Here is a 24,295-nt window from a genome sequence, read left to right as displayed (position 1 = left end):
CCGTCCGGATTCCGGACGGCCCTGCTCCACGTTCGGTCACCCCACGGGCGCGCTCAGTGCGTCGGCCACAGCCGGTACGAGGGATCGAGGTCGCGGACCTCCACCGAGTACGTCGCGTCCGGCGCCCCGGACAGATGCTTGCCGAGCAGCGCGAGGACGTCCGCCGAGAGCGCCGCCTTCACCCGGGGCGTCCGCCCCGCCAGCAGGCCCACCGTGACGTGCACGAAGGCCGCCGCGGGCCGCCCGTCCACGAAGGCGGGCGCGGCCCGGCAGAAGGTCTTGCCGACCCCGACCGAGTCCACCCGCTCCACGACCAGCGGATGCAGCTCCGCCACCAGGGCGGGCAGATCCAGGACGCCGGACAGGGTGTCGGCGTAGTCGATGTCGATGTGCGGCATGGCTCACGGCCTTTCATGTAGTGCACACACATCGTAGAACGGTGAACCAACGGCGAAGCCCCCGGCCGGGGCCGGGGGCTTCGGAGCCGAGGGAGGGGAGCCCGGCTCAGTGGTTGCGCGGGAAGCCGAGGTCGACGCCGGAGGGCGCGTCCGACGGGTCGGGCCAGCGCGTGGTGACGACCTTGCCGCGGGTGTAGAAGTGCGTGCCGTCGTTGCCGTAGATGTGGTGGTCGCCGAAGAGCGAGTCCTTCCAGCCACCGAAGGAGTGGTAGCCCACCGGCACCGGGATCGGCACGTTCACGCCGACCATGCCCGCCTCGATCTCCAGCTGGAAGCGGCGGGCCGCGCCGCCGTCCCGGGTGAAGATCGCGGTGCCGTTGCCGAACGGCGAGGCGTTCATGAGCGCCACGCCCTCCTCGTACGTGTCGACGCGAAGGACGCACAGGACCGGGCCGAAGATCTCGTCCTGGTAGGCCTTGGCGGTGGTCGGTACCCGGTCGAGCAGCGAGAGCCCGATCCAGTGGCCGTCCTCGTGCCCCTCGACCGTGAGACCGGTGCCGTCCAGGACGACCTCGCAGCCCTCGGCCGCGGCGCCCGTGACGTACGAGGCGACCTTGTCGCGGTGGGCCGCGGTGATCAGCGGGCCCATCTCGGACGACGGGTCGTTGCCCGGACCGATCTTGATCTTCTCGGCGCGCTCCTTGATCTTGCCGACCAGCTCGTCGGCGATCGAGCCCACCGCGACGACGGCCGAGATCGCCATGCAGCGCTCGCCCGCCGAGCCGTACGCGGCGGAGACGGCGGCGTCGGCCGCGGCGTCCAGGTCGGCGTCGGGCAGCACCAGCATGTGGTTCTTGGCGCCGCCGAGCGCCTGCACGCGCTTGCCGTTGGCGGAGGCGGTGGCGTGGATGTGGCGGGCGATGGGCGTGGAGCCGACGAAGGAGACGGCGGCGACGTCCGGGTGCTCCAGGAGGCGGTCCACGGACACCTTGTCGCCGTGCACCACGTTGAAGACGCCGTCGGGCAGACCGGCCTCGCTCAGCAGCTCCGCGATCTTCATCGACGCGGACGGGTCCTTCTCGCTCGGCTTGAGGATGAAGGTGTTGCCGCAGGCGATGGCCAGCGGGAACATCCACATCGGCACCATCGCCGGGAAGTTGAAGGGCGTGATGCCGGCGACGACGCCCAGCGGCTGGCGGATGGACGACACGTCCACGCGCGAGGCCACCTCGGTGGACAGCTCGCCCTTCAGCTGCACGGTGATGCCGCAGGCCAGGTCGACGATCTCCAGGCCGCGGGCTACCTCGCCGAGCGCGTCGGAGTGCACCTTGCCGTGCTCGGCGACGATCAGCTCGGCGATGGCGTCACGGTTGGCGTCGAGCAGCGCGCGGAACGTGAAGAGGATCGCGGTGCGCTTGGCGAGCGAGGACGTGCCCCAGGTCGCGAAGGCCTCGCGGGCGGCGGCGACCGCCGCGTCCACCTCGCCGGCCGACGCGAACGCGACCTGCGTCGTGACGGCGCCGGTCGCCGGGTCGGTGACCGGGCCGTAGTTGCCGGACGCGCCTTCGACGGGCTTTCCACCGATCCAGTGGTGGACGGTCTTCGTCATGACAAGCATCCCTACTCTCACAGGTGGCGGCGTCGGGCTGCGACGTGCCGGTCGTACTCTTCCCTGGCCTTGACCGCCGACTCCCGGGTCGCGGTCTCCGCCACGGGCACATCCCACCACGCCTGCGCCGGGGGCGGGCCCGACACTGTGTCTGCCGTTTCCGTCTCCACATAGACACATGTGGGGCGGTCTGCCCCCCGCGCCTCGCGCAGCGCCGCACGCAGGTCACGGACGGTCTTGGCGCGCAGCACGCGCATGCCGAGGGAGGCCGCGTTCGCCGCCAGATCCACGGGGAGCGGGCCCTCGGTGTACGTGCCGTCCGGCGCCCGGAAGCGGTAGGCGGTGCCGAACCGCTCGCCGCCCACGGACTCCGAGAGGCCGCCGATGGACGCGTACCCGTGGTTCTGCAGGATGACGACCTTGATCGGCAGGTTCTCCTGGACGGCGGTGACGATCTCCGTCGGATTCATCAGATACGTGCCGTCGCCGACCAGCGCCCAGACGGGCCGCTCGGGCGCGGCGAGCGCGACGCCGATGGCGGCCGGGATCTCGTATCCCATGCAGGAGTAGCCGTACTCGACGTGGTACTGGCGCGGCGAGCGGGCCCGCCACAGCTTGTGCAGATCGCCGGGGAGCGACCCGGCAGCGTTGATGATCACGTCCTCGCCGGTCACCAACGCGTCGAGCAGGCCGAGGACTTGGGGCTGGGTGGGCCTTATGTCCGGCTCATCGGCCTGGAACGCGGCGTCGACGCGCTGTTCCCAGCGCTCCTTGTCGTCGGCGTACTCGACGGTGTACGCGGGCTCGACGCGGTGGCCGCGGAGCTCCCGGGTGAGGGCCGTCAGGCCGGCGCGCGCGTCGGCGACCAGGGTGGTGCCCGCCATCTTGTGGCCGTCGAAGGGCGCGATGTTGAGGTTGAGGAAGCGCACCCCGGAGCCCTCGAAGAGGGTGCCGGAGGCGGTGGTGAAGTCGCTGTAGCGGGTGCCGACGCCGATCACCAGGTCGGCGGTGCGGGCCAGTTCGTCGGCGGTGGCGGTGCCGGTGTGCCCGATGCCGCCGACGTCCGCCGGATGGTCGTGGCGCAGGGAGCCCTTGCCGGCCTGGGTGGAGGCGACGGGGATGCGGGTCGCGTCGGCGAACGTCCGCAGGGCGTCCTCGGCGGCGCTGTGGTGGACACCGCCGCCCGCGACGACCAGGGGACGCCGGGCCGCGCGCACCGCGGCCGCCGCGGCGGCGAGTTCACACGGGTCGGGGGCGGGCCTGCGCACGGTCCACACCCGCTCGGCGAAGAACTCCGCCGGCCAGTCGTACGCCTCCGCCTGCACGTCCTGCGGCAGCGCGAGGGTGACGGCGCCGGTCTCCGCGGGGTCGGTGAGCACCCGCATCGCGGCGAGCGCGGCGGGGATCAGCGCCTCGGGCCGGGTCACGCGGTCGAAGTACCGGGACACCGGGCGCAGGCAGTCGTTGACGGACACGTCGCCCGCGTACGGGACTTCGAGCTGCTGGAGGACCGGGTCGGCGGGCCGGGTCGCGAAGGTGTCGCCGGGCAGCAGCAGGACGGGCAGCCGGTTGACGGTGGCGAGCGCGGCGCCGGTGACGAGGTTGGTGGCGCCGGGGCCGATGGAGGTGGTGACGGCGTGGGTGGAGAGCCGGCCCGACTGGCGGGCGTACCCGACGGCGGCGTGCACCATGGCCTGTTCGTTGCGGCCCTGGTGGAAGGGCATGGCGTCGGCGTGCTCCACGAGCGCCTGGCCGAGGCCCGCCACGTTGCCGTGCCCGAAGATGCCCCAGGTCGCGCCGATCAGCCGCTGCCGTACCCCGTCCCGCTCGGTGAACTGCCGGGACAGGAAGCGTACGAGCGCCTGTGCGGTGGTCAGCCGCACGGTGCCCGCCTGCGTCTGCGTCATCGATATCCCTCCGTGTGGTCGGGGTGGAAGCGGATCCGCCACTCCCGCTCCTCGCCCGGACCCGCCATCACGTTCAGGTAGTACAGGGCGTGGCCGGGCTGGGCGATGGACGGTCCGTGCCAGCCGTCGGGCACCAGCACGGCGTCCCCGGTGCGGACCTCGGCGAGGACGTCGGTGCCGCCGGGCCGGGACGGGAACACCCGCTGGTACCCCCATCCTGCACGGCCGCCTCGCGCCTCGATCTCGAAGTAGTAGATCTCCTCCAGCTCCGCCTCGACGCCGGGCGTGTGCTCGTCGTGCTTGTGCGGCGGGTACGAGGACCAGTTGCCGCCGGGCGTGACCACCTCGACGGCGATCAGCCGGTCGCAGTCGAAGGCGTCCGCCGCCGCGAAGCCCCGCACCTCGCGGGCGCAGGTGCCGCTGCCCCGGTTCTCCACGGGTACCTCCGGCGCGGGGCCGTAGCGGGCGGGGAGTCGACGCTCGCACTTCGCTCCTGCCAGGGCGAAGCGGCCTCCCGCGCCGGAGGCGATCTGGATCCGGGCGTCGCGCGGCACGTAAGCGAAGTCGGAGACTCCGCTGAACACGCTGTCGCGGCCCAGCAGTTCGATGATCCCGTCTGCTGTCTGCACCGTACAGCCGCCGGTCAGCGGGAGCACGATCCATTCACTCTCTCCGGCGTCGAAGGCATGCGTGCCGCCCGGTTCGAGCTCGACGACGCGCAGCGCGGAGTAGTCCCAGCCGGCCCGTTCCGGATCGATGTCGAGCGCGTACGCCCCCTCGGCCGCGCTCCCCTTCGGTACGTACGTCATGTGGGCCTCCCAGCCTCGTCGTCCCGCTCACCGCCTGCCCCGCCGCGGCGCCGCTACAGCAGCCCCACCGCGGTGTCGACCGCCCCCGCCACGTCGCCGTCGGACGGGTACAGGAGCGCTCTGCCGACGACCAGACCCTGCACGGTGGGCAGTTGCAAGGCGCCGCGCCACTTCTCGTACGCGGCGTCCTGATCGCCGCCGATGTCGCCGCCGAGCAGCACGGCGGGGAGCGTCGAGGTCTCCATGACGCGGGCCATGTCGTCGGGGTTGTCGGTGACGGGGACCTTCAGCCAGGTGTACGCGGAGCTGCCGCCGAGCCCGGAGGCGATGGCGATGGAGCGGGTGACGGCCTCGGCGCCCAGGTCGTTGCGGGGCGGCCCCGGGCCCTCCCTGCGGGTGAGGAAGGGCTCGACGAAGACCGGAAGCCGCCGCTCCGCCATGGCGTCGACGACGCGGGCGGCGGAGTGCAGGGTGGTCAGGGACCCCGGGTCGGCGTGGTCGACGCGGAGCAGCAGCTTGCCGGCGTCGAAGCCGAGCCGCGCCAGGTCCTCGGGCCGGTACCCGGTGAACCGGTCGTCCATCTCGAAGGCGGCCCCGGCGAGCCCGCCCCGGTTCATCGACCCCATGACGACCTTGCCGTCGAGGGCGCCGAGGAGGAGCAGGTCATCCAGGACGTCGGCGCTGGCGAGCACGCCGTCGACGCCGGGCCGCGACAGCGCGAGACAGAGCCGTTCGAGGAGGTCGCCCCGGTTGGCCATGGCGAACGGCTCCCGCCCCACGCCGAGCGAGCCACGGGCGGGATGATCGGCGGCAACGATCATGAGCCGCCCGTTCGCCGCCAGCAGGTCGCGCCGCGGGCGCCGGGCCGCGGCCTCGGCGACGGCTTCGGGGTGCCGGGCCCGGGTACGGGCGAGCGCGGCGACGTCGACGGAACTCACGGTTGCCTCAGCCCGCCGTTCCCGGGGCTCCGCCCCGGACCCCGCTCCTCAAACGCCGGAGGGGCCGCATTCTGACGTACCGCCGAGGCGACCTCGCCAGGAAACGGCATGGCGGACGAGCACTCCAGCCGCGAGGCGACGATCGCCCCCGCCGCGTTGGCGTACCGCATGATCCGTTCCAGCTCCCACCCCGCGAGCAGCCCGTGGCACAGCGCCCCGCCGAACGCGTCGCCCGCGCCGAGGCCGTTGAGGACCTTCACCGGCAGCGGCGGCACCCGCACCGCCTCCCCCGCGCGGTTCATCGCGAGGACTCCGGCGGGTCCCTGTTTGACGACGGCCAGTTCGACGCCCGCGTCGAGCAACGCCCGCGCCGCCGCCCGCGGTTCGCGCTCCCCCGTGGCGATCTCGACCTCGTCGAGGTTGCCGACGGCGACGGTGGCGTGCGCGAGGGCCGCGGCGTAGTGGGGCCGCGCCTGATCGAGGTCGGCCCAGAACATCGGCCGCCAGTCCAGGTCGAACACGGTCGTCCCCGATCCCGACCCCGCCCGCGCCCGGTGGGCGAGCGCCGCGAGCGTCGCCGAGCGGCTCGGCTCCGCGCACAGCCCCGTCCCGGTCATCCAGAGGATCCGCGCCGCCGCGATCGCGTCGAGGTCGAGCTCGTCCTCGTACATCTCCAGGTCGGGCGCCTTCGGCAGCCGGTAGAAGTACAGCGGGAAGTCGTCCGGCGGGAAGATCTCGCAGAAGGTGACCGGCGTCGGCAGCCCCGGGACCGAACTCACCCACCGGTCGTCGACGCCGAACTCCCGCAGCGCGCCGTGCAGATAGGCCCCGAAGGGGTCGTCGCCGGTGCGCGTGATCACGGCGACGCGCCGCCCGAGGCGGGCCGCGGCGACCGCGACGTTGCTCGCGGAGCCGCCGAGGAACTTCCCGAACGCGGTCACCTCGGCGAGCGGCACGCCCGCCTGGAGGGGGTACAGGTCCACCCCGATCCGGCCCATCGTGATGACGTCGAACGGATCGGACACCCTGCACGCCCCTTCATCGCCTCGTGTGCCCCCAGGTCTAATCCCGCCCCGGGAACCCTGTCAACATTTTGTCCTTACATTCGGACCACTGCTTGACACTCTTCCGAGACGGCCTGGAGTCTGGCTGACATGACGACGCTGTCTCGCATCCGGATCGGTTCGGCGCCCGACTCCTGGGGCGTGTGGTTTCCCGAGGACCCGCGGCAGGTGCCGTGGCGCCGCTTCCTCGACGAGGTCGCCGCGAGCGGATACGAGTGGATCGAGCTCGGCCCGTACGGCTATCTGCCCACCGACCCGGCCGAACTGACCGAGGAGACGGCCCGGCGCGGCCTCAAGGTGTCCGCGGGCACCGTCTTCACGGGTCTGCACCACGGCCCCGCCGTCTGGGAGAAGACCTGGGCGCACGTGGCGGAGAACGCGGCGCTCGCGCAGGCCATGGGCGCCGAACACCTCGTCGTCATCCCCGCCTTCTGGCGCGACGACAAGACCGGCGAGGTCCTGGAGGACCGCATTCTCACCCCGGCACAATGGCGCGAACTGACCACCCAGACCGAGCGCCTGGCCCACGAGGTCCGCGAGCGGTACGGGCTGCGCGTGGTGGTCCACCCGCACGCGGACACCCACATCGACGGCGAGGAGAACGTCGCCCGCTTCCTCGACGCCACCGACCCCGGCCTCGTCTCGCTCTGCCTGGACACCGGCCACTACGCCTACTGCGGCGGCGACAACCTCAAGCTCATCGAGACGTACGGCGAGCGCATCGGCTATCTGCACCTCAAGCAGGTCGACCCGGAGATCCTCGCCGAGGTGCGGGAGCGTGAAGTGCCGTTCGGGCCCGCGGTGGCGCGCGGCGTGATGTGCGAGCCGCCCGCCGGGGTGCCGGCCCTGGAGCCGGTCCTCGCCGCGGCCCAGCGCCTCGGCGTGGAGCTCTTCGCCATCGTGGAGCAGGACATGTACCCGTGCGCGCCGGACAAGCCGCTGCCGATCGCCCGCCGCACCCGCTCCTACCTGCGCTCGTGCGGCGCCCGGGGGTAGCCACGCCGGGGGGACGTGCCCCGCAGATGCGTCACTTACGTCACAAACACCCACGTCCTGTCACACATGTCTCGCGTACGCGGGTCTTGCGTCACAGGCGGTCGACAGCCGCTCTCCCGTGGTCACTCAGCGTCGTTCACCGGGCACAGGCTGAGTGATCGCCACGCGTCGCACCCAGCTCCCCCGTCGGCTTCTCCGGCCGCCCTGGGTGCGCGCAGGGAGGTGCCACCGATGACCGACCGCAGGCTCTGGTCGTACAAGGAGATCGCCGCGCACATCCGGGTGCAGCCCGACACCGTGCGCTCCTACCGCAAGCACGGTCTGCTCCCCGCCCCCGACCACGTGGAGAGTGGCAAGCCCTACTGGTACGCGGACACCGTCCGCGCCTGGGTCGCGGCCCGGCCGGGGAACCGGGGACGCAGAGAGTGAGACGGGGGGCGCGGCACGGAGGGGCCGCGCCCCACCTCGTTGAGAAGTACCCCCCAGGGGTATAGTGTCGAAGTGTGGCAGGAGGTTGCCGGGACTCCGGGGCCCCCTCCTGCACGCTACGCCGCATCCGTACACACACCCCTTTCCCGAGGAGAACGACATGAGCGCCCAGACCGAGCTCCCGCAGGCCGCCTCCGAGTCGGCCGGCTCCTGCTGCTCCCCCAGCGGCTCCTGCCACTCCGGCGCCGAGGCGCCGCAGGGCGCCGTCACCACCGTGTACGAGGTGACGGGGATGACCTGTGGGCACTGCGAGGGCGCGGTCACCGCGGAGATCTCGGAGATCGCGGGGGTCGGCTCCGTCAAGGCCGTCGCGTCCACGGGCCAGGTGACCGTGGTCTCCGAGGCCCCGCTGGACGAGGCGGCCGTGCGCGAGGCCGTCGACGAGGCGGGCTACGAGCTCGTCGGCGTCAAGGCCTGACGCACCCGCGGGCCGCGCCGTCCACCGGCGGCCCGCCCGCCGGGAGACCCGGGCTCTGTGACGCCGCGCCGGCGCCACAGGGCCCGGAGCCGTCCCACCTCGGAAACACGCCTGAAGCAGCAGCACGGAAGCAGTACGGAAGAGCCATGACGGAAGCCCCAAGCGCCACGACCGACGCCGAGGTCACCGCGGTCGAACTCGCCGTCGGCGGAATGACCTGCGCCTCCTGCTCCTCGCGCATCGAGAAGAAGCTGAACCGCGTGGAGGGCGTGACCGCCACGGTCAACCTCGCCACCGAGAAGGCCAAGGTCCAGTACGCCGAGGGGGTCGAGGTCGGCCGGCTCATCGCCCTGGTCGAGAAGCTGGGCTACACGGCACAGGAGATCGTGCCGCCCCCGCCGGAGCCCGCGGACGCCGCACCGGCGGCCGCGACCACCGCCGACATCGCCGAACCCGACGTGCTGCGGCAGCGCCTGACCGTCTCCGCGCTGCTCGCCCTGCCCGTCGTGCTGCTCGCGATGGTCCCCGCCCTGCAGTTCGACTACTGGCAGTGGCTCTCGCTGACGCTCGCCTCGCCCGTCGTCGTCTGGGGCGGACTCCCCTTCCACCGGGCGGCGTTCACCAATCTGCGGCACGCGGCCGCGACCATGGACACCCTCGTCTCCGTCGGCACGCTCGCCGCCTTCGGCTGGTCCCTGTGGGCGCTGTTCCTCGGCGACGCCGGCATGCCGGGCATGCGGCACGGCTTCGACCTCACGGCGGGACCCGGCGAGGGCGCCTCCACCATCTACCTCGAAGTCGCCGCGGGCGTCGTCACGTTCATCCTGCTCGGCCGCTGGCTGGAGGCCCACTCCAAGCGGAAGGCCGGGTCGGCGCTGCGCGCCCTGCTGGAGCTGGGCGCCAAGGACGTGGCGGTGCTGCGGGACGGCGCCGAGGAGCGGGTGCCGGTCGGGCGCCTCGCCGTCGGGGACCTCTTCGTCGTACGGCCCGGCGAGACCGTCGCCACCGACGGCACCGTCGTCGAGGGCGCGTCCGCCGTGGACGCCTCGATGCTGACCGGCGAGTCCGTACCGGTCGACGTCGGCGAGGGCACCGCCGTGACGGGCGGCACCGTGAACGTCGCCGGGCGGCTCGTGGTCCGGGCGACGCGCGTCGGCTCGGACACCTCGCTGGCCCGGATGGCCCGCCTTGTGGAGGACGCGCAGACCGGCAAGGCCCAGGTGCAGCGGCTCGCCGACCGGATCGCCGGCGTCTTCGTGCCGGTGGTGCTGCTCATCGCGATCGGCACACTCGGCGGCTGGCTCGGCGCCACCGGCGACGCCACCGCAGCGTTCACCGCGGCCGTCGCCGTCCTGATCATCGCCTGCCCCTGCGCGCTCGGCCTCGCGACGCCGACGGCCCTGATGGTCGGCACCGGCCGCGGCGCCCAGCTCGGCATCCTCATCAAGGGCCCGGAGGTCCTGGAGTCCACCCGCCGCGTCGACACGATCGTCCTGGACAAGACGGGCACCGTGACGACGGGGCGCATGGAGCTGACGGACGTGCACGCCGTCGAGGGCACCGACGAGGAGCTGCTGCTGCGGCTCGCGGGCGGCCTGGAGCACGCCTCCGAGCACCCCGTGGCCCGGGCCGTCGCGGCGGGCGCCGCGGACCGTCTAGGGGTCGCGGTGGGCGAGCTGGGGACGCCGCAGGGGTTCGAGAACGTCGCCGGGTCCGGGGTGCGCGGCACGGTGGAGGGGCACGCGGTCATCGCGGGCCGCGAGCGGCTCCTCGCGGAGGCGGGCGTGAGCGGCCTGGAGGCCGTCACCGAGCTGCGGGACGCGGCACAGGCCGCGGGCCGCACCGCCGTCCTGGTCGCCTGGGACGGCGCCGCACGCGGCGTCCTGGGGGTCGCGGACGCCCTGAAGGAGACAAGCCCCGAAGCGGTACGGGAACTGCGCGCGCTCGGTCTGACGCCGGTGCTGCTCACCGGCGACAACCGCGCCGTCGCCGCGACGGTCGCCGAGGCCGTGGGCATCGCGCCGGACGCCGTGTTCGCGGAGGTCCTGCCCGAGGAGAAGGTCGACGTCGTACGGCGGTTGCAGGGCGAGGGCAAGGTCGTGGCGATGGTCGGGGACGGCGTGAACGACGCCGCCGCGCTCGCCACCGCCGACCTCGGCCTGGCGATGGGCACCGGCACGGACGCGGCGATCGAGGCGAGCGACCTGACACTGGTGCGCGGGGACTTGCGGGTCGCGGCCGACGCCATCAGGCTCTCCCGGAAGACCCTCGCCACCATCAAGGGCAACCTCTTCTGGGCCTTCGGCTACAACGTCGCCGCGCTGCCGCTCGCCGCGGCCGGTCTGCTGAACCCGATGATCGCGGGCGCCGCGATGGCGTTCTCCTCGGTCTTCGTGGTGACCAACAGCCTCCGCCTGAGGGCGTTTACATAACCCCTTCACAGGGCCGTTTCAGCATCCTCACCCTGGTCACAGAATCCCCATACGGGGGCTCTTGCGCCTGTTTGCGACATATGCAAGAGACGCAGATCACAGTGATTGGCACGTAACCATTGAGGCGGGTCGCGAGTCTAATGGGGCGATGCAGGAAGATGTCTTGGGGGACGTCTTCCGACATCGAGGGACATCTTGGGGGATGTTCCTTGGAAATTGCGTTGCCGGGGCACGTGCACCGGGGAGCTTTGAGCGGCCCTCCCGTACGTACGCGTCCCGGCAGACCGCAGGGCATCCACAGACGCCCGGCCGGATCCCGTGGGGGGAATCCGCACCGGGAAAAAGGGAAGCGCCCCGACCGTCGACCCGTGGGGGGATCGGCGGCGGGGCGCTTTCCGCTTTGTGCGCGGGAGCCCGGGAGGGTCAGCGGCCCTCGACCGGGACGAAGTCCCGGAGAACCTCGCCCGTGTAGATCTGGCGCGGGCGGCCGATGCGCGAACCCGGCTCCTTGATCATCTCGTGCCACTGGGCGATCCAGCCGGGCAGCCGGCCGAGCGCGAAGAGCACGGTGAACATCTCGGTGGGGAAGCCCATGGCCCGGTAGATGAGACCGGTGTAGAAGTCCACGTTGGGGTAGAGCTTGCGCTCGACGAAGTAGTCGTCGGCCAGCGCGTGCTCCTCCAGCTTCAGCGCGATGTCGAGCAGCTCGTCGGACTTGCCGAGCGCCGAGAGGACGTCGTGCGCCGCCGCCTTGATGATCTTCGCCCGGGGGTCGAAGTTCTTGTAGACGCGGTGCCCGAAGCCCATGAGCTTCACGCCGTCTTCCTTGTTCTTCACCTTGCGGATGAAGGTGTCGACGTCGCCGCCGGAGGCCTGGATGCCTTCCAGCATCTCCAGGACCGACTGGTTGGCGCCGCCGTGCAGCGGGCCCCACAGGGCCGAGATGCCGGCCGAGATCGAGGCGAACATGTTCGCCTGCGAGGAGCCGACCAGACGCACGGTGGAGGTCGAACAGTTCTGCTCGTGGTCCGCGTGCAGGATCAGGAGCTTGTCGAGCGCGGAGACCACGACCGGGTCGAGCTGGTACTCGGCGGCGGGCACCGAGAAGGTCATGCGCAGGAAGTTCTCGACGTAGCCGAGGTCGTTGCGCGGGTAGACGACCGGGTGGCCCTGCGACTTCTTGTACGCGTACGCCGCGATCGTCGGAAGCTTGGCGAGAAGGCGGATCGTCGAGAGGTGACGCTGCTTCTCGTCGAAGGGGTTGTGGCTGTCCTGGTAGAACGTCGACAGCGCGCTGACGACCGACGACAGCATCGCCATCGGGTGGGCGTCCCGCGGGAAGCCGTCGTAGAACCGCTTGACGTCCTCGTGCAGCAGGGTGTGCTGCGTGATCTCGTTCTTGAACGTGGCCAGCTCGTCGACCTTCGGCAGCTCGCCGTTGATCAGGAGGTACGCCACCTCGGTGAAGGTGGAGCGCTCGGCCAGCTGCTCGATCGGGTAGCCGCGGTACCGGAGGATGCCCTCTTCACCGTCGAGATAGGTGATGGCGGATTTATAGGCGGCGGTGTTGCCGTAGCCGCTGTCCAGGGTCACCAGACCGGTCTGGGCGCGGAGCTTCCCGATGTCGAAGCCCTTGTCGCCCACGGTCGACTCGATCACCGGGTAGGTGTACTCGTCGTCGCCGTACCGCAGTACTACACCGTTGTTAGCGTTCTCGCTCACGTCATCCCTCACCGACGTTGTGCCTCTTCTTCGAGGTGCCCTGACTGTCTCTACCATCCCCCATTTGGCCCTGGAGAGTGCACTCGGGGTCGACCATTGGGCCTATTGGCGGCACTCAGTGCCGCCAACCTGCTCATCCTGCCCCCTTCGCCCCGGTTCCGGAAGTGCTGTGTGACGTTTCCGACTCGTTTGATCGATCAAACTTTCCCGGGCCCGCTCCGCGGTGTCCGGAAAGCCGGAAATCCAGGGCCGTACAGCGCCTGCCCGCCGAGACCGTGCGCACCGCCTGACCCAGAGCCTTGCGCGAACCGACCAGAACGACCAGCCTCTTGGCGCGTGTCACCGCCGTATAGAGCAGATTCCGCTGCAGCATCATCCATGCCCCGGTGGTGACCGGAATCACCACGGCGGGATATTCACTGCCCTGGGAGCGGTGGATGGTCACGGCGTAGGCGTGCGCCAGCTCGTCCAGTTCGTCGAAGTCGTAGGGGACTTCCTCGTCCTCGTCGGTGCGCACGGTGAGCCGCTGCTCGTCGGCGTCGAGGGCCGTGACGACGCCCACCGTGCCGTTGAAGACGCCGTTCTGCCCCTTCTCGTAGTTGTTGCGGATCTGGGTGACCTTGTCGCCGACGCGGAACACCCGGCCGCCGAACCGCTTCTCCGGCAGGTCGGGCCGGGCCGGGGTGATGGCCTGCTGGAGGAGGCCGTTGAGGTGGCCCGCGCCGGCCGGGCCGCGGTGCATGGGGGCGAGGACCTGAACGTCACGGCGCGGGTCGAGGCCGAACTTCTGCGGGATGCGGCGCGCGGCCACGTCCACCGTGACGCGTCCCGCGTCCTCGGTCTCGTCCTCGACGAAGAGGAAGAAGTCCTTCATGCCCTGGGTGATGGGCGGGACACCGGAGTTGATGCGGTGGGCGTTGGTGACGACGCCGGACTCCTGGGCCTGCCGGAAGATGCGGGTGAGCCGGACGGCGGGGATCGGGCTTCCGGCGCTGAGCAGATCCCGCAGCACCTCGCCGGCGCCGACGCTGGGCAGCTGGTCCACGTCGCCCACGAAGAGCAGATGGGCGCCGGGCGGCACGGCCTTCACCAGCTTGTTGGCGAGCAGCAGGTCGAGCATCGAGGCCTCGTCGACGACGACCAGGTCGGCGTCGAGCGGCCGCTCCCTGTCGTACGCCGCGTCTCCGCCGGGCCGCAGTTCGAGCAGGCGGTGCACGGTGGAGGCGTCGGCTCCGGTGAGCTCGGCGAGGCGCTTGGCGGCGCGCCCGGTGGGGGCGGCGAGGACGACCTTGGCCTTCTTGGCGCGGGCCAGCTCGACGACGGAGCGGACCGTGAAGGACTTGCCGCAGCCCGGTCCGCCGGTCAGGACGGCGACCTTCTGGGTCAGCGCGAGCCGGACCGCCTCCTCCTGTTCGGGCGCGAGCGCGGCGCCGGTGCGGCCGGAGAGCCAGGTGAGCGCCTTGTCCCAGGCGACGTCCCGGAAGGCGGGCATGCGGTCCTCGTCCGTCCTGAGCAGCCGCGACAGCTGCCCCGCCAGGGACAGTTCGGCGCGGTGGAAGGGGACGAGGTAGACGGCGGTGATGTCGTCGCCGCCGTCCGGGTCGGGGAGCCTCTCGCGGACGACGCCCTCCTCCTCGCCGGCGAGTTCGGCAAGGCAGTCGATGACGAGGCCGGTGTCGACCTGGAGCAGCTTCACCGCGTCGGCGATGAGGCGCTCCTCGGGGAGGTAGCAGTTGCCCTGGTCGGTGGATTGCGAAAGGGCGTACTGCAGACCGGCCTTGACGCGCTCGGGGCTGTCGTGCGGAATGCCGACGGACTGGGCGATGCGGTCGGCGGTGAGGAAGCCGATGCCCCAGACGTCGGCCGCCAGGCGGTACGGCTCGTTCTTCACCACGGAGATCGAGGCGTCGGCGTACTTCTTGTAGATGCGCACGGCGATGGAGGTGGAGACGCCGACGCCCTGGAGGAAGACCATGACCTCCTTGATGGCCTTCTGCTCCTCCCAGGCGGCGGCGATCATCTTGGTCCGCTTGGGGCCGAGTCCGGGCACTTCGACCAGCCGCTTCGGCTCGGTCTCGATGATGTCGAGGGTGTCCACGCCGAAGTGGGTGGTGATCCGGTCGGCCATCACCGGGCCGATGCCCTTGATGAGGCCGGAGCCGAGGTAGCGGCGGATGCCCTGGATGGTGGCGGGCAGCACCGTCGTGTAGTTCTCCACGGTGAACTGCTTGCCGTACTGCGGGTGGGAGCCCCAGCGGCCCTGCATCCGCAGGCTCTCGCCTGCCTGCGCGCCGAGCAGGGCGCCGACCACGGTCAGCAGGTCGCCGCCGCCGCGGCCGGTGTCGACGCGCGCGACGGTGTATCCCGTCTCCTCGTTGGCGTACGTGATGCGCTCGAGGACCCCCTCGAGCACCGCCGTCGCCGCAGCTGGACTCGCCATGATCCGACGCTACCGTCCGGCACCGACAGCGTGGTGAGCCTGTGGAAAACTCCACGCGGTCCGAGATCCCCCGGCCCGAAATCCCCGGCGACAACCTTCGAAGGGGCCCGGTCCTCGGACCGGGCCCCTTCGGGTTCCCCTCCCCTGCCAGAACTCTCGATCCCCCCGGATCCCCCGGATCCCCCCAGATCCTGGTTCCCCCCTCATGGGTTCTGACGCCAAGTACGACACGCGTGGTGCCCGAAGGGTTGCACGGCGTTGCCATGAATTTTTTCGGCGGCTTGGAGATGCTGACAAAGCGGGGCAGACGTAGCGTTTGTCGCATGAGCGATGAACCTCGGTCCTTCGAGCAGGACGTGCTGCACGAGCTCGGCGACGACAAGCTGCAGGAGATCGCCGGTCTGCTCGGAACTGATCAGTCCGGCGCCCAGGACGTCGTGGGCACCACGGTGTCCGCGCTCTCCGGGAATCTGCAGGAGAAGGCGGACACGTCGGACCCCGCGGAGGCGGAGGAGGTGCGCCAGGCCGTCACCGAGGTCGGCGAGGCGCCCCCGCCCGAGGAGGTGCCCCTCCAAGGAGTGGCCGCCTTCGGCGGGTTGGGCGGTCTGGCGGCCGGCGGGATGATGTCCGGCGTCCTCGCGAAGATGAGCAAGCCGGTGGCCAACGCGGTCTCCAAGAAGACCGGCATCCCCGCGCCGACGGTCACCCGCGTCATCGAGATGCTCATCCCCGTCGTCCTCGCGGTGCTCTCCAAGCGCGCCGCGCGCACGAAGGGGCCCGGCGGTGCGGGGACCACGGCGTCCGCGCCCTCCGCGGGAGGCGGCATCGGCGACCTGCTGGGGCAGATCCTGGGCGGCCGCAAGTAGGGATCGGGCGTACGGGCCTGCCGGACCCCTCAGGCGTGCGCACCCGGCCCCTCAGGCGTGCGCCCGGAAGCGTTCCGCCGTCTCCTTGAGCGCCGCGCTCCCCTCGCGCGCCCACAGGGCCTCGTTGAAGATCTCCACCTCGATCCGGCCGCGGTACCCGGCGGCGTCGACCCGGGCACGCCACGCCCTGAAGTCGATGCTGCCGTCGCCCAGTTGCCCCCGCCCGAGCAGGACGCCCGCGGGCAGCGGCGTGATCCAGTCGGCCAGCTGGAAGGCGAGCAGCCGACCGCCCCTGCCCGCCCGCGCGATCTCCTCGGGCGCCCGGTCGTCCCACCAGACGTGGTACGTGTCCACGACCACGCCGACCTGCCGCGCGGGGAAGCGTTCCGCGAGGTCGAGGGCCTGGCCGAGGGTGGAGACCACACAGCGGTCCGCGGCGAACATCGGGTGCAGCGGCTCGATGGCGAGCCGTACGCCCCGCTCCTCGGCGTAGGGACTGAGCACGGCGAGCGCGTCCGCCACGCGCTCGCGCGCGCCCGCCAGGTCCCTGCTGCCGGCCGGCAGGCCACCGGAGACGAGGACCAGGGTGTCGGTGCCGAGGGCGGCCGCCTCGTCGAGCGCCGCGCGGTTGTCGTCGAGGGCACGCGCGCGCGGCGCCCCGTCGGGGTCGGTGAGGAAGCCGCCCCGGCAGAGGCTGGTCACCGTGAGCCCGGCGTCCCGCATCAGCCGGGCGGCGCGCTCCACCCCGTACTCCTGGACCGGTGCGCGCCACAGGCCGACCGCGCCGATGCCCTCCTTGACGCAGCCCTCGGCGAGTTCGGGGAGGGACCACTGTTTGACGGTCTCCTGGTTGATGCTGAGCCGGGACAGCGACAGGGGCGGCTGGGGGCTCGGCGGGGCGCTGGGGGTGACGCTCATTGCGGGACTCCGTGGACGGTCAGCAGGGCTCGCATGCGGGTGGCCGCGAGGGCGGGGTCGGGGAACAGGCCGAGTCCGTCGGCCAGTTCGTAGGCGCGGGCCAGGTGCGGCAGTGTGCGGGCCGACTGCAGGCCGCCGACCATGGTGAAGTGCGTCTGGTGCCCGGCCAGCCAGGCGAGCAGCACGACGCCGGTCTTGTAGTAGCGGGTGGGGGCCGCGAAGAGGTGGCGGGACAGCTCGACGGTGGGGTCGAGGAGGGCGCGGAAGCCCCGGGTGTCCCCGGCGTCCAGGGACCGGACGGCCTCGGCGGCGAGCGGGCCGAGCGGGTCGAAGACGCCGAGCAGGGCGTGGCTGAAGCCGTGGTCGTCCCCGGCGATCAGCTCGGGGTAGTGGAAGTCGTCGCCGGTGTAGCAGCGCACGCCTTCGGGGAGGCGGCGGCGCAGGGCGACCTCGCGGCCTGCGTCCAGGAGCGAGACCTTGATGCCGTCGACCTTGTCCGGGTGGGCGGCGATCACCTGGAGGAAGGTCTCCGTGGCCGCGTCCAGGTCGGACGAGCCCCAGTAGCCCTCCAGGGCGGGGTCGAACATCGGGCCGAGCCAGTGCAGGATCACCGGTTCGCGGGCCTGGCGCAGGAGGTGGCCGTACGTCTCCAGGTAGTCGTCCGGCGACGTCGCGGCGGCGGCCAGCGCCCGTGAGGCCATCAGGATCGCGCGGGCGCCGACCGACTCGACGAGGGCGAGCTGCTCCTCGTACGCGTCGCGGACCTCCGCGAGCCGGGCGGGCGGGGCCAGTTGGTCGGTGCCGACTCCGCAGGCGATCCGGCCGCCGACCGCCTTGGCCTCGGCGGCCGATCGGCGGATCAGCTCGGCGGCGCCCGCCCAGTCGAGGCCCATGCCGCGCTGGGCGGTGTCCATGGCCTCGGCGACGCCCAGGCCGTGCGACCAGAGGTGGCGACGGAAGGCGAGCGTGGCGTCCCAGTCGACGGCGGCGGGGCCGTCCGGGGTGACGTCCGCGCGGGCGTCGGCGACCACGTGGGCGGCGGCGAAGACAGTGCGGGAGGCGAGCGGCGGGCCGCCCGGCGTCGTCCGCAGCGGCTCGCCGCGGGGGGTGTACGCGCGCGTGCCGCCGTCCGCGGCGGGGAGCAGGACGGTGGCCCTCTCAGAACGCGTCGTGCTCACAGGACTCACAGCGCTCACAGGGCGATCTCCGGGACGTCGATGCGGCGGCCCTGCGCGGAGGACTTGAGGCCCAGTTCGGCGAGTTGCACGCCGCGGGCGCCGGCGAGGAGGTCCCAGTGGTAGGGCGCGTCGGCGTACACGTGCTTGAGGAAGAGCTCCCACTGGGCCTTGAAGCCGTTGTCGTACCCCTCGGGGCCCTGGTTGTCGGGGACCTCCTGCCATTGGTCGCGGAAGGACTCGGTGGCGGGCAGGTCGGGGTTCCAGACCGGCTTCGGGGTCGTACCGCGGTGCTGCACGCGGCAGGAGCGCAGGCCCGCGACCGCCGAGCCCTCGACGCCGTCGACCTGGAACTCGACGAGTTCGTCGCGGTGGACGCGGACCGCCCAGGAGGAGTTGATCTGCGCGATCGTGCCGCCGTCGAGTTCGAAGATGCCGTACGCGGCGTCGTCGGCGGTGGCCTCGTAGGGCTTGTCGTGCTCGTCCCAGCGCCGCGGGATGTGGGTGGCGGTGAGCGCCTGGACGCTGCGCACCCGGCCGAACAGCTCGTGCAGGACGTACTCCCAGTGCGGGAACATGTCGACGACGATCCCGCCGCCGTCCTGTGCGCGGTAGTTCCAGGACGGGCGCTGGGCGGGCTGGGTGTCGCCCTCGAAGACCCAGTAGCCGAACTCGCCGCGCACGGAGAGGATCCGGCCGAAGAATCCGCTGTCGATGAGCCGCTTCAGCTTGAGCAGGCCCGGCAGAAAGAGCTTGTCCTGGACGACGCCGTGCTTGACGCCCGCCTCCTCGGCGAGCCGGGCGAGGCCGAGGGCGGCGTCGAGGCCGGTGGCGGTCGGCTTCTCGGTGTAGACGTGCTTGCCCGCGGCGATGGCCCGCTTCAGGGCGTCCTCGCGGGCCGAGGTGACCTGGGCGTCGAAGTAGATGTCGACGGCCGGGTCGGCGAGGACGGTGTCGAGGTCGGTCGAGACGTGCTCCAGGCCGTACCGCGCGGCGAGGGCGCGCAGCGCGGGCTCCCTGCGGCCGACCAGGACGGGCTCGGGCCACAGCACGGTGCCGTCGCCCAGGTCGAGGCCGCCCTGTTCGCGGAGGGCGAGGATCGAGCGGACCAGGTGCTGGCGGTGGCCCATGCGCCCGGTGACGCCGTTCATGGCGATGCGCACCGTCTTGCGTGTCACGAGTGTCCCTCCGTAGGGGCGGGCAAGCGAAGCGCTGCACGTAGCAAGCGCTTTCTATACGGATGCAAGCTAGCCTGCCCGACAAGGTTCGGACAAGGGTCCCGGTCGAGAGCGGTGACCGGGCGCCGACATATGGGTGACCGGGCGGTGCGTCCGGTGACCGGAGGAGTACGAGATGACCGTGACCCTGGCGGATGTGGCGGCCCGAGCGCAGGTCTCCCCCGCCACCGTCTCGCGCGTGCTGAACGGCAACTACCCCGTGGCCGCCGCCACGCGCGAGCGTGTCCTGCGCGCCGTGGACGACCTGGACTACGTCCTGAACGGTCCCGCGAGCTCGCTGGCCGCGGCCACGTCCGACCTGGTCGGCATCCTCGTCAACGACATCGCCGACCCGTTCTTCGGGATCATGGCGGGGGCGGTGCAGTCCGAGATCGGCGGGCCGGGGGGACGGGCCGGCGGGGAGCGGATGGCCGTCGTCTGCAACACGGGCGGCTCCCCGGAGCGCGAACTCACCTACCTCACGCTCCTGCAGCGCCAACGCGCCGCCGCGGTCGTCCTCACCGGAGGCGCCGTCGAGGACCCGGACCACGCGGCCGCCCTCGCCGGCAAGCTGCGGCGCCTCGCGGAGGCGGGCGCCCGGGTGGTGCTCTGCGGCCGGCCGCCCGCGCCGGACACCGAGGCGGTGGCGCTCACCTTCGACAACCGGGGCGGCGGCCAGCAGTTGACGGAACACCTGCTGAGCCTCGGTCACCGGCGGGTCGGCTACATCGCGGGTCCCGAGGAGCGCACGACGACCCGGCACCGTCTGGAGGGCCACCGCGCCGCGCTCGCCGCGCGCGGCATCGCGGACGACCCCGCGCTGACGGTCCACGGCCCCTACGACCGCCGCTCCGGGTACGACGCGACGGCCGAACTCCTGCGCCGCGCGCCCGACCTGACGGCCGTCGTCGCCGCCAACGACACGGTGGCCCTGGGCGCGTGCGCCGCCCTGCGCGACAAGGGCCTGCGCATCCCCGACGACGTGTCGGTGGCGGGCTTCGACGACCTGCCCTTCAGCATCGACGCGGTCCCCGCCCTCACGACGGTCCGCCTCCCCCTCCACGAGGCGGGCGCCCGGGCGGGCCGCATCGCGACGGCCAAGGAGAACCCGCCGCCGGGCGGAGTGGCCACGGTGCACGGGGAGTTGATGGTGCGGGGGTCCACGGCGGGGCCGCGGTAGGAACGCGCCGTCGGGTGGGCGGCCCCTTGGGCGGGGGCGCGGCTCGGGGCGGGCGCCCCGGGGGCGGGTTCGAGTTCGCCCGGCGCGCACAGTGGGCGTGGCCCCGTGGGGCAGACCCTCGGGCCACGCCCTAGGGCCTGTCCGGCGGATCAGGTCGCATCCGGGTGGCTCGCGCGTCTTCGTGCTGGTGAGCGGGGTCTGGCGCGTCGAGATGCAAGGCGGAGGAGGGCGGCAACGCGGAGCGTTGGCAACCGACGACAACGCCGCAGGTCGGCGTGGCAGGCCCCGCGCCCGCGACAAGATCCGCCGGACAGGCCCTAGGTGCGTGCCCCGGGTGGAGCCGAGGTCGACTGGGGACGGTGGTCTCGCGGGGCGTGCGGGGCCCGCGCGTCGGGCACCCGCCCCGCGGTTGCGAGGCCCAGGCCCACGTTCCGGTCCCGCGAGGGTGGGAGCGGTCGCCGGGCGCGCCCCGAGGCCGTCAGCTCCCAAGCCCCCGCCCTCGGCGTCCACCCCGCGCGCGGCCGCCCCCGGCGAGCAGGTCGCCCAGTACCCCCACCCCCTCCGCGATCTCCGCCGTCCCGGACGCCGCGTAACCCAGTACCAGCCCCGGGGCGTGCGGGAGCTGGGTGTGCCAGGACAAGGGGTGGGTCTTGACTCCGTGGTGCAGGGCGGCCGTCGCCAGGGCCGTGTCGCCGCCCTCGTACGCGTACGGGTCCCAGGTGATCGTCAGGTGCAGGCCCGCCGCCGCGCCGTGCACCACCGCCCCGGGCAGCCGCTTCCCGATCGCCTCGATCATCGCGTCCCTGCGCCTGCGGTGATGTCTGCGGACGAGGCGCAGGTGGCGTTCCAGGTCGCCGGAGTCCATGAGGTGGGCGAGGGCGAGTTGGGGCAGGGCCGCGGTGCCGAGGTCGATGAGGCGTTTGGCGTCCACCAGCGCGTCCCGGTACGCCGGGGGCGCCAGCAGCCAGCCCAGGCGCAACGCGGGCGCCAGGAGTTTCGAGACGCTGCCCGCGTAACAGACCTGGTCCGGGAGGAGCGCGCGCAGGGCGGGGACCGCGGGGCGGTCGTAACGGTGTTCGGCGTCGTAGTCGTCCTCGATGACGAGGCCCCCGTCGCGGGCCCACTCCATCAGCTCGCGGCGCCGTTCACCGCCGAGGACGACGCCGGTGGGGAACTGGTGGGCGGGCGTCAGCAGCACGGCCGGCGCCCCGCTCGCCCGCAGGGCGTCCACGCGGATCCCCTGCGCGTCGACCGGGACGGGCGGCGTTTCGAGCGGGCGCAGATGCTGGCGCACGCCGAGTGACCCCGGCTCCTCGACCGCCACCCGCGTGATGCCCTCCGCGCGCAACACGTCGACGAGCAGCCGCAGCGCCTGGGCCGTGCCGTTCACGATCAGCACGTCCTCGGGGTCGCAGCGGACGCCCCGGCTCCGGGAGAGCCAGCGCGCGACGGCGCCGCGCAGGGCCGGCGTGCCGCGCGGATCCCCGTACCCGAAGTCCGCCGGCGTGAGCCCCGCGAGCACGGACCGCTCGGCGCGCAGCCAGGCCGCGCGCGGGAAGGCGGAGAGGTCGGGCAGCCCCGGCGAGAGGTCGATCCGCGCGGGCACGGCCCGAACGGCGTCGAACACGCCGAGGTCTTCGGGCGATGACGTGAAGAGGCCTCGAAGCCCCGAGCTTTCACCATCACCCCTCCCCCGTACGGAAGTTGAGCCGCCCCGAACCCCCCTCGCCGCCGCGGCCCGCGGTACCGCCACCACCACCGTCCCCGCCCGCCCGCGCCCCGCCACGTGTCCGTCCTCGGTGAGGCGGCGGTAGGCCTCGGTGACGACGCCCCGCGAGACGCGGAGGTCACCGGCGAGGGTGCGGGTGGCGGGGAGGCGGCTGCCCGCGGGGAGGCGGCCGTCGGCGATGGCGGCCCTGATCCGCCGGGCCAGCCAGTCGCTGAGCCCGCCGCGCGGGGCGTCCGCGGTGTTGAGCTGCAGCCAGTCGGAGGCGGCGGTGACCGGGGGCGCCGTTATGGACCGGTCGGGAGGAGATCCAATGGACCTGTTCATGGAGCCATTGTGGCGGGAGGGTCGGGGGATGGAATTCTTCCTCACCTCCCTGGTGGTCTGCGTGACGCCCGGCACCGGCGTCCTGTTCACGATCGCGGCCGGCCTCGCGCGCGGCACCCGGGCCGCGATGGTCGCGGCCGTCGGCTGCACCCTGGGCGTCGTCCCGCACATGGTGGCGGCGATCACCGGCCTCGCGGCGCTCCTGAACGCCAGCGCGGTGGCGTTCCAGACGCTCAAGTACCTGGGCGTGGCCTACCTCCTGTACATGGCGTGGAGCACCCTGCGCGACAAGAGCGAGCTCACCGCCGCCCGGGAGAGCGAGCCGCGTTCGGCGGGCCGCACGATCCTGACCGGCGTACTCATCAACATCCTCAACCCGAAGCTGACGCTCTTCTTCCTCGCGTTCCTGCCGCAGTTCGTGCGCACCGACGAGCCGTACGCCTTCCTCCGGATGACGGAGCTCAGCGCGTACTTCATGCTGATCACGTTCGTGGTCTTCGTGGCGTACGGGCGGTTCGCGGCGGCGATGCGCGACCACGTCATCTCGCGGCCCCGGGTGGTCGGTTGGATGCGGCGCACCTTCGCGGTGGCGTTCGCGGCGCTGGGAGCGCGCCTGGCGTTCCTCTGAGACCCGCCCGGCCGGGCACGGCGGTGTTGACCACGTCCGCGTGCCACCTACTGTCGGGTCCATTTACTGTCGGGTCCATGAAATTCGCCTTCTCCACGCTCGGCCTGCCCGGCCTGCCCGTCCCCGACGTACTGGCGCTCGCCACCGCCCACGGCTACCACGGCGTCGAGCTCCGCGCGCACCCCGAGGAGCCGGTGCACCCCGGCCTCGGGCCCGCCGAACGGGCGGACGTGGCCGCCGAGTTCAAGGCGTCCGGCGTCGAGATCCTCGGCGTCGCGGGGTACGCGCGCGTGGCGGCGCCCGGCGACGACGAGCCGGTCCTCGACGAGATCAGCTCCCTCGTCGGCCTCGCCCGCGACCTGGGCGCCCCCTTCGTCCGCGTCTTCCCGGGCGGCGCGGGACAGAGCGCGGCGGAGGCCGACGCGACGGCCGCGCGACGCCTTGGCACCGCCGCCCGGTACGCCGCCGACGCGGGCGTCCGCATCCTCCTGGAGACCCACGACTCGCACCGCACGGGCGCCGACGCGACCCGCGTCCTCGGCACGGTCGGCCACCGCCAGGTCGGCGCGCTGTGGGACGTGATGCACAGCTGGCTCGCCGGCGAACCCGTCGCCGACACGTACGCCGCCCTCTCCCCCTACCTCGGCTACGTCCAGGTCAAGGACATCGCCTCGGCCGACGACACGACCCCGCTGCCGCTCGGCGCCGGGGTCCTGCCGCTCGCGGAGTGCGTGGCGCTGCTCGGCGCGGAGCACCCGGAGGGGTGGCTGTGCTGGGAGTACGAGAAGCGCTGGTACGACGACGCGGCACCGCTGGCCCCGCTGCTCGGCCCCGGCCGAGACCTGCTGTCCCGGCTCGCGGCCCACTAGACGGTGGCGACCCGGGCGAAGGCGATCGCGGCGACGGTCGACGCACTGCGGGAGCGCCGTGGAACGTGGCCGAGTATGGGATGCTTCCGCTCGTAATCCCTCAACACCCCGTGTACCACGCCTGGTTGAACGACTCGTGGGGAGACCGATGAGAGGCGACACCGTGC

At 72.5% G+C, this 24,295-nt stretch carries 20 protein-coding genes; 8 read left to right on the top strand and 12 right to left on the bottom strand.

What is annotated here, in order from left to right:
* Nucleotides 1-53: 53 nt before the first annotated feature.
* The 6 genes from ACFYO9_RS33775 to iolC form a co-directional block, all read right to left on the bottom strand.
* Nucleotides 54-398 carry a 5-carboxymethyl-2-hydroxymuconate delta isomerase gene (locus ACFYO9_RS33775; protein WP_355819929.1) on the bottom strand — a complete coding sequence of 115 codons (345 nt, stop codon included), beginning with the start codon at nucleotides 396-398 and terminating at the stop codon, nucleotides 54-56.
* Between the two features lie 106 nt (nucleotides 399-504).
* A complete protein-coding gene (gene mmsA, locus ACFYO9_RS33770; protein WP_355819927.1) occupies nucleotides 505-2,007 on the bottom strand; it encodes a CoA-acylating methylmalonate-semialdehyde dehydrogenase in 1,503 nt (500 codons plus the stop codon).
* A gap of 17 nt (nucleotides 2,008-2,024) precedes the next feature.
* Nucleotides 2,025-3,914, bottom strand: a complete 1,890-nt coding sequence (iolD, locus tag ACFYO9_RS33765) for a 3D-(3,5/4)-trihydroxycyclohexane-1,2-dione acylhydrolase (decyclizing) (protein WP_358778941.1) — start codon at nucleotides 3,912-3,914, stop codon at nucleotides 2,025-2,027.
* On the bottom strand, nucleotides 3,911-4,723 hold the full coding sequence (gene iolB / locus ACFYO9_RS33760; RefSeq protein ID WP_355819924.1) for a 5-deoxy-glucuronate isomerase: 813 nt from the start codon (nucleotides 4,721-4,723) through the stop codon (nucleotides 3,911-3,913). Before iolB ends, iolD begins: the two co-directional genes overlap by 4 nt.
* 53 nt (nucleotides 4,724-4,776) lie before the next feature.
* On the bottom strand, nucleotides 4,777-5,661 hold the full coding sequence (locus tag ACFYO9_RS33755; RefSeq protein ID WP_355819922.1) for a deoxyribose-phosphate aldolase: 885 nt from the start codon (nucleotides 5,659-5,661) through the stop codon (nucleotides 4,777-4,779).
* The gene (gene iolC / locus ACFYO9_RS33750; RefSeq protein ID WP_355819980.1) at nucleotides 5,658-6,659 is read right to left on the bottom strand and encodes a 5-dehydro-2-deoxygluconokinase; all 1,002 of its coding nucleotides are present in this window, start codon (nucleotides 6,657-6,659) and stop codon (nucleotides 5,658-5,660) included. The genes ACFYO9_RS33755 and iolC overlap by 4 nt, the downstream gene beginning before the upstream one ends.
* A gap of 156 nt (nucleotides 6,660-6,815) precedes the next feature.
* On the opposite strand from iolC, the gene ACFYO9_RS33745 reads away from it, so the two are divergent.
* From ACFYO9_RS33745 to ACFYO9_RS33730, 4 genes are all read left to right on the top strand, one after another.
* On the top strand, nucleotides 6,816-7,721 hold the full coding sequence (locus ACFYO9_RS33745) for a sugar phosphate isomerase/epimerase (protein ID WP_355819921.1): 906 nt from the start codon (nucleotides 6,816-6,818) through the stop codon (nucleotides 7,719-7,721).
* A 231-nt stretch (nucleotides 7,722-7,952) separates the two neighbouring features.
* Nucleotides 7,953-8,150, top strand: coding sequence for a MerR family transcriptional regulator (locus ACFYO9_RS33740; protein WP_355819919.1), 198 nt, complete (start codon nucleotides 7,953-7,955; stop codon nucleotides 8,148-8,150).
* 160 nt (nucleotides 8,151-8,310) lie between these two features.
* Nucleotides 8,311-8,628 (top strand): heavy-metal-associated domain-containing protein, encoded by a 318-nt coding sequence (locus ACFYO9_RS33735; RefSeq protein ID WP_355819917.1) that lies wholly within the window; start codon nucleotides 8,311-8,313, stop codon nucleotides 8,626-8,628.
* A 146-nt stretch (nucleotides 8,629-8,774) separates the two neighbouring features.
* Nucleotides 8,775-11,060: a heavy metal translocating P-type ATPase gene (locus ACFYO9_RS33730; protein ID WP_355819915.1), complete on the top strand. Its 2,286-nt coding sequence runs from the start codon at nucleotides 8,775-8,777 to the stop codon at nucleotides 11,058-11,060.
* Nucleotides 11,061-11,483: 423 nt separating this feature from the next.
* On the opposite strand, the gene ACFYO9_RS33725 is transcribed toward ACFYO9_RS33730, so the two are convergent.
* Together ACFYO9_RS33725 and ACFYO9_RS33720 are read right to left on the bottom strand one after the other, a co-directional pair.
* The gene (locus ACFYO9_RS33725; protein WP_358778940.1) at nucleotides 11,484-12,782 is read right to left on the bottom strand and encodes a citrate synthase; all 1,299 of its coding nucleotides are present in this window, start codon (nucleotides 12,780-12,782) and stop codon (nucleotides 11,484-11,486) included.
* Between the two features lie 133 nt (nucleotides 12,783-12,915).
* A complete protein-coding gene (locus ACFYO9_RS33720; RefSeq protein ID WP_355819911.1) occupies nucleotides 12,916-15,222 on the bottom strand; it encodes an ATP-dependent RecD-like DNA helicase in 2,307 nt (768 codons plus the stop codon).
* Between the two features lie 323 nt (nucleotides 15,223-15,545).
* On the opposite strand from ACFYO9_RS33720, the gene ACFYO9_RS33715 reads away from it, so the two are divergent.
* Nucleotides 15,546-16,088 carry a DUF937 domain-containing protein gene (locus ACFYO9_RS33715; protein WP_358778939.1) on the top strand — a complete coding sequence of 181 codons (543 nt, stop codon included), beginning with the start codon at nucleotides 15,546-15,548 and terminating at the stop codon, nucleotides 16,086-16,088.
* Between the two features lie 51 nt (nucleotides 16,089-16,139).
* Here the strand turns inward: ACFYO9_RS33715 and ACFYO9_RS33710 are convergent, their stop codons facing one another.
* The 3 genes from ACFYO9_RS33710 to ACFYO9_RS33700 are packed head-to-tail and all read right to left on the bottom strand — an operon-like array spanning nucleotide 16,140 to nucleotide 19,359.
* Nucleotides 16,140-17,006, bottom strand: a complete 867-nt coding sequence (locus ACFYO9_RS33710; RefSeq protein WP_358778938.1) for a sugar phosphate isomerase/epimerase family protein — start codon at nucleotides 17,004-17,006, stop codon at nucleotides 16,140-16,142.
* The gene (locus tag ACFYO9_RS33705; protein ID WP_358778937.1) at nucleotides 17,003-18,184 is read right to left on the bottom strand and encodes a dihydrodipicolinate synthase family protein; all 1,182 of its coding nucleotides are present in this window, start codon (nucleotides 18,182-18,184) and stop codon (nucleotides 17,003-17,005) included. The genes ACFYO9_RS33710 and ACFYO9_RS33705 overlap by 4 nt, the downstream gene beginning before the upstream one ends.
* A 14-nt stretch (nucleotides 18,185-18,198) precedes the next feature.
* Nucleotides 18,199-19,359: a Gfo/Idh/MocA family oxidoreductase gene (locus ACFYO9_RS33700; RefSeq protein WP_358778936.1), complete on the bottom strand. Its 1,161-nt coding sequence runs from the start codon at nucleotides 19,357-19,359 to the stop codon at nucleotides 18,199-18,201.
* A 175-nt stretch (nucleotides 19,360-19,534) separates the two neighbouring features.
* On the opposite strand from ACFYO9_RS33700, the gene ACFYO9_RS33695 reads away from it, so the two are divergent.
* Nucleotides 19,535-20,578: a LacI family DNA-binding transcriptional regulator gene (locus tag ACFYO9_RS33695; protein WP_355819901.1), complete on the top strand. Its 1,044-nt coding sequence runs from the start codon at nucleotides 19,535-19,537 to the stop codon at nucleotides 20,576-20,578.
* Between the two features lie 478 nt (nucleotides 20,579-21,056).
* Here the strand turns inward: ACFYO9_RS33695 and ACFYO9_RS33690 are convergent, their stop codons facing one another.
* Nucleotides 21,057-22,631, bottom strand: coding sequence for a PLP-dependent aminotransferase family protein (locus tag ACFYO9_RS33690; protein ID WP_358779340.1), 1,575 nt, complete (start codon nucleotides 22,629-22,631; stop codon nucleotides 21,057-21,059).
* A 28-nt stretch (nucleotides 22,632-22,659) separates the two neighbouring features.
* On the opposite strand from ACFYO9_RS33690, the gene ACFYO9_RS33685 reads away from it, so the two are divergent.
* Together ACFYO9_RS33685 and ACFYO9_RS33680 are read left to right on the top strand one after the other, a co-directional pair.
* On the top strand, nucleotides 22,660-23,259 hold the full coding sequence (locus tag ACFYO9_RS33685; protein WP_358779341.1) for a LysE family translocator: 600 nt from the start codon (nucleotides 22,660-22,662) through the stop codon (nucleotides 23,257-23,259).
* Between the two features lie 77 nt (nucleotides 23,260-23,336).
* Nucleotides 23,337-24,128, top strand: coding sequence for a sugar phosphate isomerase/epimerase family protein (locus ACFYO9_RS33680; RefSeq protein ID WP_358779342.1), 792 nt, complete (start codon nucleotides 23,337-23,339; stop codon nucleotides 24,126-24,128).
* Nucleotides 24,129-24,295: the final 167 nt, after the last annotated feature.

The organism is Streptomyces sp. NPDC005863, assembly GCF_042871345.1.
Lineage (GTDB): Bacteria > Actinomycetota > Actinomycetes > Streptomycetales > Streptomycetaceae > Streptomyces.
This window is presented reverse-complemented; position numbering and strand designations above follow the sequence as displayed.